A 13,566-nucleotide genomic window follows, 5' to 3' on the forward strand; every position below is an offset into this window, starting at 1 on the left:
ACTTTCGGTTTAATATGATTCTAAAATATTCAAAATTAATATTTATAAACTTCTTACTATTTTTATAGGAAATTTAATAATATCCTTAAATATTTATCAAATATTTTACAAAATAAATTAGTTAACAAATTTAATTTAATAATATTATTTCTAATATTGTTTTTATATTAATTATTTAGAAATAAAATTTATATTATTTTCCGTGTTCTTCGGCATTATAACCTTTGTCTTTTTTTCCAAATAGTGAAAAATGGACGAAACGTTTTGGATGTAATTTCATTTCTCGTAACAATTCTTCTAACTCTTTTGATGCATTAGTTAAGTTGTTATACATTTCTTCATCTGTTACCAATTTCCCTAAAGTTCCGTCTCCAGACTCTACATTCTTTAAAATTTTATTCAAACTATTTACAGTTATCTCTAAATTTTTTACGGTTGTTCCAATATTTGCATTAGCTAACGAATCGGAAAGTATTGCTAAATTTGTAGCCATTATATTAGCTTTATCTAACGTGTTTCCTAACTTTTCTTCATTATTTTTTATAAGTTCATCTACATTTCCTGAAACTGATTTAAAATTAGAAATAGTTGTGTGCAACTCTGCAATACTAGATTTTAAATTTTCTCGCGTTTTAACATCAATCACATCATTTAAACCAACCAATAAAGAATCGGCGCTAACAATTACGTTTTCTACTTTTGCCTGTAACGGATTTAATTTTTCGGTTACTGATGAAAAGATGTCAGATTCTATTTCTCCCTTTAAAAAATCTCCCGGTTTAGCTATTTCTCCTTCATAAGAAGGTATTATTGCCAAAGATTTTCCACCCATTAAACTTGCACTATATATTTTTGCAATGCTGTTTTTTGAAAATTCAAAATCATTTTCTACGCTAAATTCAACTAATAATCTACCTCTTTTTTCAGGATCTTTATTAAAATTAATATTAATAACTTTTCCTACTTCAACTCCATTTATAGTAACAACACTTGCTGTGTTTAATCCTTGAACATTTCCATATTCAGTAAAATATGTTTTTAAAGATCCTTCGAATAAATTAAGTCCTTTAAGGTAGTTATATCCCCAAATGGTTAAGGCAATTACAGTTACTGCAACAATACCGGTTTTTAATTCTCTTGTTAGTTTCAAAATACTGTTATTAGTTGTAGCAATATTACTAATTATTTTTGGGAGTAATAAATTATAGACTTATGATTTTTTTAAAACCTGATTTACAGGAATTTTTTTACCGTTTTTAAACGCCACAATAAATGCAGAAGTATATCCTTTTGACTTTGCTAATTGATGAAGGTCTTTTATTTGAGAATAGTTAGATGTTTTACCTAAATAATACTTATAACTATTCCCTACCTTTATGCGTTCAACATTTTTAAGTCCTTTAAAGTTATATGGTTTTGTGTCTAATTTACGTGAACCTGAAGCTATTTGCACTTTAAATTCTATATCTCCGTAATCTTCTGCAGAAGTAGCAACTGACGTAGCTTGTGTTTTATTTTCATTTACCGAAATTGAAGTGCTCTCTACGCTATTCAACGTAAGTTGTTCTTTATATTTTACAATCCCTTTATAAATTGATTCAGCAAATTTTTGCTGACCTTGTGAGGATCCTAAGAAAAGCCCTTCATATTTATTGGTTATAAATCCGGTTTCAATTAAAACACTTGGCATATATGTTTGATGTAAAACCACAAAACCTGCTTGTTTTACACCTCTGTCTTTTCTTTTTAAATTTGAAGTAAATCCATTTTGAATAATACTGGCTAACTGAATACTTTGATCTAAATATTCTTCTTGCATTAATGTTAACCCGATTACAGATTCAGGAGAATTTGGATCAAAACCCTTATAATTGGTTTTATAATCATCTTCTAATAAAATTACCGCATTTTCAGCTTTCGCTACTTCAAAATTTTGCCGGTTTGCATGTGTTCCCAACACCCAAGTTTCAGCACCATAAGCTTGAGTATGATGGGCATTACAATGAACAGAAACAAATAAATCGGCATCCGCTTTATTTGCAATTCTACCTCTCTCCCATAAATCTATAAAAACATCTGTTTTTCTGGTGTAAACAACTTTTATATTTTTATTCTTTTCTAATAACTTACCTACTTGTAATACTATTTTTAAAGCTATATCTTTTTCTTTTACTTTTTTATAGCCTACTTTACCCGGATCTTTACCTCCATGACCGGCATCTAGCACAACAACAAAATCTTTTTCCTGCGCATATAATACATGATATGAGCTAAAAAGAAACATTATAAAAAATACGAAACCAAAACTGATTTTCGTTGTAATTGTAATTTTAGAAAAGAGTTGTGAGTTCATCAATTATTTTAATTATTTTTGGCATCTGTTATTGTATGTTACAATTATTAAGCCATACATACAAAAACAATCAATTATAATGGTTGATTAATTAATAAGCTAAAGTAAAAAAACTTACGCTATCAAACCAATTTATAAGTTATTTTTATAAAAAAATACATTATTAAAACAATTAATAAAAAAATACATTATATCCTTTTTTTGGTAGTAGCTTTTAGCTGTATCAATTCAACTATTTATTCCCAAGAAATTAAAGAAAAATCTTCTGAAAATTTTCCTGGTAAATTTAAAGACACTATTAAAATTCCTGTAAAAGATTCAGTAACTACTTCTATTACAGACTCTTTATTAGTTAAACCTGTTGACTCTATTAAAAAACCCAAAGAAATTCTTGAAAGTATTATTGAACATACTGCCGACAGTTTAATTAGACAAGACATTAAGAACAATAAAATTATTTTATATAAAAACGCTCATATCCATTATAAAGATATTGATCTAAAAGCGGGTTATATTGAAATTGACAACAATACAAATACTGTAATAGCAAAAGGAATAAAAGATAGTATTGAAGGCTACACTGAACTTCCGGTTTTTAAACAAGGTTCTCAAGAATCTACCCAAGACTCTATTGCTTTTAATTTTAAATCTGAAAAAGCAAAAATTTGGAATTTAAATACTGAACAACAAGGGTTAATTATTAAAGGTGAAGTAAGTAAAAAATATAGTGATTCAGTAATTTTTTTAAAAAATATTAAAATTACAAGTTCACAAAAAAAGAATCCGGATTATTATATTGGAATTAAAAAAGCTAAATTTATTAAAGATAAAAAATTAGTTGCAGGAACAAGTCAGTTAGTTATTGCCGATGTACCAACACCACTTGCATTACCTTTTGCCTATATTCCTTTAACCAAAGGTAGAACTTCCGGATTTTTAATGCCAACATGGGGTGATACAAATGAACAAGGCTATTTTTTACAAAATGGAGGTTATTATTTTGTTTTAAACGATAATTTTGATTTAGCATTATTGGGAGATATTTATACCAATGGAAGTTGGGGGCTCAGGGCCGAATCCGGTTATAAAAAAAGGTATAGATATAGCGGTAGGTTTAACTTTAGGTACGAGAACTTAATAAACAGTATAAAAGGTTTATCAGATTATTCAAAAATCAAAAACTATAACATAAGATGGAGTCATAGCCAGGACGGTAAAGCAAGTCCTAACTCCAGGTTTTCAGCTTCTGTAAATTTAGGAAGTAGTAAATACTACAAAGAATCTTATAATGAATATAACACAAATTCATTTTTAAACAATACTTTAAGTTCATCTATATCATATTCAAAAAGATTTGTTGGCACTCCGTTTAACATGTCGTTATCGGTTACTCATTCACAAAATACAAATACTGAAAAAATAACGATGACACTTCCATCTTTACAATTAAATATGGATAGAATTTACCCCTTTACAGGTAAAAGTGGAGCTAAAAATAATGCGCTTCAAAAAACCGGCTTAACCTACTCTATGAGAGGTGAAAATAGGATAAATACTGATGATGATAATTTTTTCAAAAAAGAAATGTTTGATAATGCCAAAGCCGGTATACAACATAATATGTCATTAAATACCAACATGAAGGCTTTAAAATATTTTACAATTTCTCCAAGTTTAAATTATAAAGAAGTTTGGTATTTTGACCGATTAAGCAAAGAGTTTGATGATATCCAAAATGCTGTTGTTACTGATACTATAAACAGTTTCAGTTCTTTCAGAGAATACAATACATCTGTGTCATTATCAACCACTCTTTATGGTATGTTCAGATTTAAAAAAGGAAAACTTCAAGCTATTCGTCATACAATAAGGCCATCTATTTCACATAGTTACAAGCCCGATTTTAGTAATTACAATAAAGAATATCAACAAAGTGAAGATCCAAATGATATTGTAGAATATTCTCCTTTTGCAAATGGAATTTTTGGGCAACCAAGCACTTCATTATCAAATAGCTTAAACTTTTCCATAAACAATAATATTGAAGCTAAAGTTAGGCCTAAAGATTCTTTAGATACCGAAACAGAACCCAAGAAAATAGTTTTACTTAACAATTTAAACTTTTCTACCAGTTATAATATGGCTGCAGACTCTTTAAAATGGAGTCCGGTTAGTGTAACGGCCGGTACTAAAATTTTTGATAATAAATTAGGAATTAACGCAAGAGCTTCGTTAGACCCTTACGCCTTAGATGTTAATGGCAGAAGAATTAATACTTTCAATATTAATAACGGCGGAAGTTTATTTAGGTTAACCAACGCCGGAGTAACTATGAATTATTCTTTTTCAAGTAAAAACAAAAAAGGACAATCTACACAGCAAAAAAACGATCAGGATAACAATTCTGATGGTATTTTTGGAGAAAATCTATCTGCATCAAATCAAGTTGACGGAACTCCCAATGAGTCTGAAGAGAAAGTAAAAAACACCAAACTGTACCACGCTACATTTCCATGGACACTTAAAGTAGCCTATTCCTTAAATTACACAAATTCAAATAGGCAAAATGAGATTAGTTCCAACTCTTTAATGTTTTCAGGAGATATTGAATTAACTCCTAAGTGGGCCGTTGGTTTTTCTTCTGGTTACGATATAAAAAATGAAGGATTTACCTACACACAATTAAGATTTTCTCGTGATTTAGACAGTTGGAAATTAAATTTTAATTGGGTACCTTTTGGAACTAGACAAACCTACTACTTTTTTATTGGTGTAAAAGCATCAATGCTTAGTGATATAAAATACGATAAACGACAAGTACCTGATAAAAGAATATTTTAAATTTTTAAAATGAAAAAAATTATAAATACAATTAATGCTCCGGCACCAATAGGACCATATAATCAAGCTGTTTTAGCAGGAAACACACTATACACATCTGGTCAAATAGCTATACATCCAACTACGGGAAAACTTATAAATTCTTCTATTGAAGAAGAAACTAAACAAGTGATGGAAAATTTAAAAGCTGTTTTAGCTAAAGCTGAAATGACTTTTGAAAATGTTGTAAAAACGTCTATTTTTATTGCAAACATGAACGATTTTGCTAAAATAAACGAAGTTTATGGTAGTTTTTTTAATGTTGATACTGCTCCTGCAAGAGAAACCGTTGAAGTTTCAAATTTACCGAAATTTGTAAATGTAGAAATTTCAATGATTGCTGTAAAATAAACGGTTTATATTGATCTTATCAAAAGTTCAGCAGTTGCCGGATTGGTTGCTAAAGGCACATCATGTACATCACATAAACGCATTAACATTGCAATATCCGGTTCGTGAGGATGTTGCCCCAGCGGGTCTCTGAAAAATAATATCATATTGGTTTTACCTTCTGCAACCCGAGCTGCAATTTGAGCATCTCCACCATACGGGCCTGAAAGATATTTAGTAACTTTAAAACCTGCCTTTTCAGCATGTTTCCCTGTGGTTCCGGTGGCAATTAATTCTATATTTTTAGACAAAATTAATGCTTTGAAATCCATTAAAAACTGAATCATTTCAGCCTTTTTACCATCATGTGCTATAATTGCTATTTCCATAATTTAAATATATAAAAAATTAGTACATAAATGGGCGCAAAATTATTTAAGAGTTGAAGCATATTCTATTAAATCGATTACTTTATTAGCATACCCAAATTCATTATCATACCACAAAATAAGTTTGTAAAAATTTTCATTCAACGCCAATCCGGCATTTGCATCAAAAACTGAAGTTCTGGTTTCTGAAACAAAATCTTGAGAAACAACTTCATCTTCGGTATATCCTAAAATACCTTTCAATTCATTTTCTGAAGCTTTTTTTACAAGTTGTTTTATGTCACCATATGAAGTTGATCTTTTTAAACGAACGGTTAAATCTACCAAAGAAACATCAGCAGTTGGAACTCTAACAGCCATTGCCATTATTTTTCCATCCAAATCAGGTACTATTTTTGTAACTGCTTTACCGGCTTCGGTTGTTGTAGGTATCATATTATTTAAAGCCGATCTTCCTCTTCTCCATTTAGCTAACGGTCCGTCAACAGTATTTTGATTTGGTGTAGCTGCATGAACCGTATTTACCATAGCCTCAACAACTTCATAATTTTTATGAAGAATGTTTAGAATTGGAGCTAAACAATTTGTTGTACAAGAAGCATTTGAAAAAACAGTATCATTTTTAGATAAATCTGTATGATTTACACCCATTACAAACATAGGAGCATCATTTGACGGAGCCGAGATAACCACTTTTTTAGCACCTCCTTTTATGTGTAAAGCTGCCTTATATTTATCAGTAAACAAACCTGTTGATTCTATAACATAATCTACATTCACATCATTCCATTTAATGTTTTCAGGACTTGTTTCGGATGTAACTCTAATTTTTTTATTGTTTACAATAAGGTTTCCTTCTTTTACTTCTACACTTCCATTAAAACGTCCATGAACCGAGTCGTATTTTAACAAATATGCTAAATTCTCTACATCAAGAATATCATTTATAGCAACAATCTCAATAGTATTTCTATTAATTGCAACTCTAAAAGCTAAACGTCCGATTCTACCGAATCCGTTTATACCTATTTTTATCATCTATTTTTATTGGTATTCTTAAAAATTATAGTATTTATAACTTTATAAAGTTGAAGAAAAAATTAATTAAAACTATCAATTAAATTGACATAATATCACTAACTCTTAACAATTCTTTATTGATTTCGTGATGCCCTTTTACTGCATGTTCCAAATCTGTAGTTACAATATTATTATTAACCAAACCAACCATTAAATTGGTTTTACCATCTAAAAGTAACTCAACAGATCTAACGCCTAATCTACTTGCTAAAACTCTATCAAAACAACTAGGCGAACCTCCACGTTGCATGTGACCCAATACTGAAACTCTTACTTCGTACTGTGGTAAATTTGCTTCAACGTAATTGGCTAATTCAAATACATTTTTTCCAATTTTATCACCTTCGGCAACAACAACAATACTTGACGATTTTCCGGATCTTTTACTGCGTTTTAACGACTCTAACAATCTGTCTAATCCAAGATCTTCTTCAGGTATTAAAATTTCTTCAGCACCTGCACCAACACCTGCATTTAAAGCTATAAAACCTGCATCGCGCCCCATAACTTCAACAAAAAATAATCGGTTATGCGAACTTGCAGTATCTCTTATTTTATCAATAACTTCAACAACCGTATTTAAAGCTGTATCATATCCAATGGTATAATTAGTGCCAAAAATATCATTATCAATAGTTCCGGGAACACCTATACAAGGAAAATTATACTCTTCATTAAAAACCATTCCTCCTGTAAAAGTTCCGTCTCCACCAATTAATACCAGCGCATCAATTTGTGCATTTATAAGATTTTCATGTGCTTTTTTACGACCTTCTTTTGTCATAAATTCTTTAGAGCGAGCAGATTTTAATATAGTACCTCCAAGGTTAATTATATTACTCACACTTCGGGCTTTCAATTCAACAAAATCTCCCTCAATAAGTCCTTGATAGCCTCTATAAACACCTACACATTCAACATTATAATAACTACATGCCCTTACAACTGCTCTAATTGCAGCATTCATTCCAGGCGCATCACCACCTGAAGTCATAACTCCTATTTTCTTTATTTTTTTCCCCATAAATTGCTGCGTAAAAATAGATTTTATTTTTAAACTAAAAAATACTATTAATTTAAATTAATGTATTCATTCAAAGAACCTAAAACAGTCTTTAAAATTCTTCGAATGAATCTATTTATATACTACACCCATAAATTTTTTGGGTAAATTCCTTTATCTTTTAATTTTTGAATTTCAGAAGTTACATACTCTTTATCTTCTTTATAAGTAACACCAAACCAACTTGCATCAGATTTTAAAACTTCCATAGTAGCTATATTGTTTACTATAACATGATTAACAGCTAACGGAATAAAAAATTCTGCTTTTGGTTCTTTATAATTTTCTTCTAAAAATTGCTCAAATAAAGATTCGGAAATTTCAAAGTATTTAGGTGTAAAACCAAAGAAATTCATTGAAACGATTGTTTCTTCTGAAATTGGTACCATTTCACCGTTATCATCTTTAAATTTTAAAGCTCCATCAAATTTTTCAACATGTGTTCTTTCAGTAATTCCAGTTAAAAATCCTTTTTCATCAACTTTACATTCACCTCTTGAAACAGAACCGTAAGATGAAACTGTATTTTTTAATACATATCCCATCATATTAAAATTATTAGAATTTTTATCGATTTTAGTTAATGCTTCAGCAATAACTTCGAAAGCTTCTCTTCCGTAAAAATCATCGGCATTTATAACTGCAAAATTTTCTTTAACAACATTTTTAGCCATTAACAGCGCATGCCCTGTTCCCCAAGGTTTTTGTCGGTCATTATCTTTAAATCGCTCAGGTATATCATCTAATTCTTGAAAAACATATTCGATCTCAATTTTTCCTTCCAATTTTTTATTGAAAAAAGCTTTAAAATCATCTTCAATACTTTTTCTAATAATAAATACTACTTTTCCAAATCCGGCTCTTATTGCATCGTAAATTGAAAAATCTAAAATTGTATCTCCTTGTTCTGAAAATGTGTCTAATTGTTTAAGTCCTCCATAACGGCTACCTATTCCTGCAGCTAAGACTACTAATGTTGGCTTACTCATTTGTATTACTTTTTTTGTTTTTAAATTTATATAATTTATCTATTTTCTCAATTGTATCAATTGGCATAGTATTCTTAAGCGAATCTAATGGTTTTTTCTTTTTCAACCCTAATTTTTCTAATAATTCTCCTCCGGTATTAAAGTCGATTTGGTATGATAAACCCACACCTTGCGTGTATCCTTCTTCTTCTTCGGTATATTGAATTTCATTTTGACGATTAAAAATTGATGACCGTAGTGTGCCTTCTTCATTCAATAAAAACTCTACATTTACTTCACCAATTACATTAGACTGCTCTTTTGATCCAATTGGCATACCAAATTTACCGTTTATTAAAATCCGATCATTAACTTCATAATCTACATCAATAGCTAATTGATCGTCAACACTTCTAGTATCAACTCTATTTTTTTCACCCACAGTATATACAGGTCTTAATTTAAAGCGACTATCTCCTTGATTAAAAATATTATCAAACGCATTTGAAAGTAATTCAGTCCAAGTTCCTGAAACCAATCCATTACTATTCACACTAAAATCACTTTCATTGTAAAAACTTCCAGTAGCCAGTAGTGCCATAAAATGGATAGTTTTACTATTTGTATCATTATTATTTAATTTAAATTCTAACTCTGAAGCTACTGTTGAGCTGGAATTTGGTATTTCAATATCAAACTCACGTTTGGAGTTAAATAATTCGCCTGAAAAACGGGTTATTAAATCTATCGGAATTTTACGGCTTGTTGTAATATTTTCTAATAAAGACTTTGGATTTGCATTTACTCTATAAATTGCTTCAATATTAATATCAGCAGTTAATGGGTTTCCACTCCAAGATATACTTCCGCCTCTTTTTACTGTAAATGGTTTACTAATAATTCCTCCATACTTAAAATTATAAATACCATTATCTACAATAAAATCTCCATACATATCAAACTTATCTTTTGTATCTAATTCAATTAACAAGTTTCCTGTTCCACTTCCTCTTAAATAACTTCCGGTAGCTTTATCTAAAACCATTTCTACAACAGCATCTTTTGTTACTTCAATATTGAAGTTTAAAGACAATCCTTTTAACTTATCTGATAAAAATGCTCTTCTGATTTCTTCATTTTCTTCTTCTTTATTTTTATTTATAAAACGTATTAATTGCGACGATTCTACTGTTTTAACATCGCTAATTGGAATTACAAAATAAGTTCCTTTTTTAGTACTTCCAACAACATCAATAACCAGCTTATCTGTTGGTCCTTTTATAAAGGCATTACCTTCTAAAAATGCAGTACCATAATATGCCGAATTTTCTTCTTCTTCAGTATTTAAAACCAATAAATTTTTAGTACTTATATCTAAATCGAGTTCCCAATCTTTAAAAAAAGTATGTTGTATATTACCTGTTAGTTTTCCTTTTGTATTTTTCTCTTTATCTTTTAAAGTAACATCTTCAATAGTGAATTTTTGATCTTTTAAACTAATAACACTAGTACCGTCAAAATCATAATCAACATTTAAATAAGGAATATATAAACCTGCCTGATCTAAGAACAAATCTCCTTCCATAGTCGGATTGTTTAACAAACCTGTTACATGAACATTTCCATAGGCAAACCCTCTTATTTTACTCAAAACTTCACCTCCTAAAGGACTAAAAGCATCGAGTTTAAATTCTTCAAAATCAACCATAACATCTAAAGTTGGTTCTTTTGGTGTAAAATCCAAATCTCCAACCGCCGAAAAATTCACATAATTATCTCTTTCTAATGAAATATTTATACCATAATTTTTTAATGAATTTTTACCTTCCATGTCAATTTTTAAATTGCCTTGGTATGAATTATTTACATTAAAACTTGTTATTGTTAAATTTGCTGTTGGTTTTAATTGATTTTGAATTTGATTGTAATTTAACGTTCCGTTTAATAAACCTTTTAATTTTAAACTATCAATTTCCGGAGTAATACTCGATAGTTTTACATCTTTAAAATTAAACTTTAAGTCTTTAGAAACGGTATCGTTTATTTTTCCAAAGAACTCAATTTTTTGATTTTTTGATTCTATTTTAAAAGGACTGAATTCATAAGAATTCGTTTTACTGTCAACAACTAATTTATTTTCTAAGTTATTGGTTGGATTGATAGTCCATGTATTGTTTTTAAATGTAAAATTTGATTTTTGAACTCCAAAAACCGATTTATTTTCTTTATTAAATGTATGGTAAAAGGATAAATTATAATCTTCAGTTTCATTTATACCGCCTTTAAACTCGGTTCTAAAAAATAACGTATCATTTAATGTAATATTTACTAACTGTAATTTAGATACATCATAATACTCTGTATTTATTTTATTTACAGTAAGTTGTGTATTAAATAATGGGTTTTTATTGTCAATTTGAACATTTAAATCATCAATAATATTTTTATATGCAATTACTTGAGGTGATTTAATATTCAGTCTAAACAAACCATCGTTAGAACTAATATTTCCTCTAATAGTTGTATTTGCAGATAAGGTTACTTCAGGATAAAAAATCTCTACAATTTTATTATAAATTTTAAATCGAAAATCTAATGTTTGACCAGATGTTACCGGAAATGGTTTATAATTGGAATACAAACTTCCTATTGAGTTTTGAGTTAATTTACCCAACTCGTTAAATTTAAATTTTCCTTTTACACGTCCTTCAATTATTTCTGAGGAATTGATAGTTATGGTTCTTATACTATCTTGAAAAGAAGAGGTTATATTAAAATCTTTAAAGAAATAATTACCTTTTTGATTTGTGTATAACGAGTTTTTAAAATCGGCTGTTCCAATTAAATCATCAAAAGAGTTTCCTTTAACATTGATATAAATATCTCCTTTTAAATTAGAAATACTATCTCTTTTAAATATGTTAATTGCATTTAAGTCGCAATAATCAATTCTGGTTTTAAAATCAAACTTATAAATATCAGAAGACAAATCGGCCAAACCATTAAAATTCAGCTTAATATTATCATCATTAACTTCCATTTCACCATTAAAATTCTTGTTTTTTACAACTCCGTTAACGGTAATATTGTTATATAAATAGTCTTTATATTCAACCTTAGATATTTTTCCTTTTATTGAAGTGTTTATTTCTTCTAAAGTAAAACCTTTTCCATTTACATCGGCTTCAATAGAAAATTGACCAACTAACGGATTATTTAAAACTTCACCTAATTCAAAATCTATTACTTCAATATAGCCTTTATACGAAGCTGCATCAATATTGTCAATGTTGGTTAATTCCAAATCAGATATAGCCGAACCAATATCAGTATGCATTGTTAAATTAGCATTTATCCGGTTTTGGTCTATATAAGTTTGCCCCATTAAGGTAAATCTTCCAAATTTTTCAAATATGGTAGGTAACGTATTTCCTAAAATATTTGGAAGCAACGATTGTAATTGGTAATAATCGGAAGTAAGATTTGTTAAATCGCCATCAAGTGAGAATCCGTCTTCTTTATTAAAAATATTTTTAAAATTGAAATCTCCTATAATTACTGAATGTTTATCGCTGGTTAATTCTAAACTTTGAGCTTCAAAATTATTTAAATTACCGGTAATATTTGTTGTAAAATGAAGCACATCATTTGTACCTAATTCATTATAAAATTTAGTTAAATCTGTTAATGAAACATCTGCTTTGTGTATATCAGCTTCAATAGCCACTTTATTATTAAAATCTGACAAATCTTCTTTATTATATGAAAATTTAATATCGGCTAAAATTAACGAAGTATCTGTTTTTAACTCGGTATTTAAAAAATTCATATTGGTATTTGAATATAAAAACTGAGTAGACAAACTTTTTACCTCCACATTGTGATTTTCAATAAAACCAAGTTTATCAATATTTGCCGATACATTAGGTCCTTCAATTTTAAATTCGTTTGCATTACCTGTAATATTCTTAAAAAATAAAGGAGTATCGTTTTCGCGATTTTCATCAATAATTTCAACATAACCATTTTTTAATTTTAATTTAGTTGATGTTAACAAAAAACCTGAAGGTTCTGTAGATTTGGTACCATCATCAAACTTATCTATAAAAACTGATAAGGCATCATTGGTTTCTCCCTTATACGTTTTCATATTTAACACAAAATTGTCTAACAAAATTTGTCCAAACTCCAATTTGTTATTCACTAAATTTTTATAACTGAAAACCGATGTTTTTAAGTTATTGACATAAATCAAAGTATCTGCATGGTGATTATTAATTAAAATATCTTTAAGTTGAACGTTTCCTAAAATTGATAAATCTACTTTTTTTACATTTATATCTACATCAAATTCTTTTCTTAAATAGTTGGTAGCTGATCTTCCAAGGCTGGTTTGTACCGCCGGAATTGACAATAAAATACTTACCACTGCTAATAAAATCAGTAGTACAAGTAAAATTCTGACAACTATTTTTTTAATTCGTTCGATAAGCGCTAAATTTG

General features: G+C 28.8%; 9 protein-coding genes. 2 read left to right on the forward strand and 7 right to left on the reverse strand.

Annotation, left to right across the window (positions count from 1 at the left end; all coding sequences use genetic code 11):
• Nucleotides 1-193 precede the first annotated feature (193 nt).
• Nucleotides 194-1,150 carry an MlaD family protein gene (locus tag HGB55_RS01045; RefSeq protein WP_168813777.1) on the reverse strand — a complete coding sequence of 319 codons (957 nt, stop codon included), beginning with the start codon at nucleotides 1,148-1,150 and terminating at the stop codon, nucleotides 194-196.
• 60 nt (nucleotides 1,151-1,210) lie between these two features.
• Complete coding sequence (locus tag HGB55_RS01050) at nucleotides 1,211-2,284, reverse strand: N-acetylmuramoyl-L-alanine amidase (RefSeq protein WP_247649166.1); 1,074 nt, start codon at nucleotides 2,282-2,284, stop codon at nucleotides 1,211-1,213.
• Nucleotides 2,285-2,554: 270 nt separating this feature from the next.
• On the opposite strand from HGB55_RS01050, the gene HGB55_RS01055 reads away from it, so the two are divergent.
• Complete coding sequence (locus HGB55_RS01055) at nucleotides 2,555-5,194, forward strand: putative LPS assembly protein LptD (RefSeq protein WP_211047317.1); 2,640 nt, start codon at nucleotides 2,555-2,557, stop codon at nucleotides 5,192-5,194.
• A 9-nt stretch (nucleotides 5,195-5,203) separates the two neighbouring features.
• Nucleotides 5,204-5,584, forward strand: a complete 381-nt coding sequence (locus HGB55_RS01060) for a Rid family detoxifying hydrolase (RefSeq protein ID WP_168813781.1) — start codon at nucleotides 5,204-5,206, stop codon at nucleotides 5,582-5,584.
• Nucleotides 5,585-5,589: 5 nt separating this feature from the next.
• Here the strand turns inward: HGB55_RS01060 and HGB55_RS01065 are convergent, their stop codons facing one another.
• The 5 genes from HGB55_RS01065 to HGB55_RS15640 form a co-directional block, all read right to left on the reverse strand.
• Complete coding sequence (locus HGB55_RS01065) at nucleotides 5,590-5,952, reverse strand: methylglyoxal synthase (RefSeq protein WP_168813783.1); 363 nt, start codon at nucleotides 5,950-5,952, stop codon at nucleotides 5,590-5,592.
• A gap of 42 nt (nucleotides 5,953-5,994) precedes the next feature.
• Nucleotides 5,995-6,990 carry a type I glyceraldehyde-3-phosphate dehydrogenase gene (gene gap, locus HGB55_RS01070; RefSeq protein ID WP_168813785.1) on the reverse strand — a complete coding sequence of 332 codons (996 nt, stop codon included), beginning with the start codon at nucleotides 6,988-6,990 and terminating at the stop codon, nucleotides 5,995-5,997.
• A 79-nt stretch (nucleotides 6,991-7,069) separates the two neighbouring features.
• Nucleotides 7,070-8,056 carry a 6-phosphofructokinase gene (gene pfkA / locus HGB55_RS01075; protein WP_168813787.1) on the reverse strand — a complete coding sequence of 329 codons (987 nt, stop codon included), beginning with the start codon at nucleotides 8,054-8,056 and terminating at the stop codon, nucleotides 7,070-7,072.
• Nucleotides 8,057-8,178: 122 nt separating this feature from the next.
• A complete protein-coding gene (locus tag HGB55_RS01080; RefSeq protein ID WP_168813790.1) occupies nucleotides 8,179-9,084 on the reverse strand; it encodes a sugar phosphate nucleotidyltransferase in 906 nt (301 codons plus the stop codon).
• A complete protein-coding gene (locus HGB55_RS15640; RefSeq protein WP_168813791.1) occupies nucleotides 9,077-13,492 on the reverse strand; it encodes a translocation/assembly module TamB domain-containing protein in 4,416 nt (1,471 codons plus the stop codon). Before HGB55_RS15640 ends, HGB55_RS01080 begins: the two co-directional genes overlap by 8 nt.
• Nucleotides 13,493-13,566: the final 74 nt, after the last annotated feature.

This window comes from Lutibacter sp. B1 (assembly GCF_012524075.1).
GTDB lineage: Bacteria > Bacteroidota > Bacteroidia > Flavobacteriales > Flavobacteriaceae > Lutibacter.

Coding starts and splice junctions, on each gene's coding strand:
- pfkA (WP_168813787.1), bottom strand. CDS start 8,056: ATGGGGAAAAAAATAAAGAAAATAGGAGTTATGACTTCAGGTGGTGAT.
- HGB55_RS01050 (WP_247649166.1), bottom strand. CDS start 2,284: ATGTTTCTTTTTAGCTCATATCATGTATTATATGCGCAGGAAAAAGAT.
- HGB55_RS01060 (WP_168813781.1), top strand. CDS start 5,204: ATGAAAAAAATTATAAATACAATTAATGCTCCGGCACCAATAGGACCA.
- gap (WP_168813785.1), bottom strand. CDS start 6,990: ATGATAAAAATAGGTATAAACGGATTCGGTAGAATCGGACGTTTAGCT.
- HGB55_RS01080 (WP_168813790.1), bottom strand. CDS start 9,084: ATGAGTAAGCCAACATTAGTAGTCTTAGCTGCAGGAATAGGTAGCCGT.
- HGB55_RS01065 (WP_168813783.1), bottom strand. CDS start 5,952: ATGGAAATAGCAATTATAGCACATGATGGTAAAAAGGCTGAAATGATT.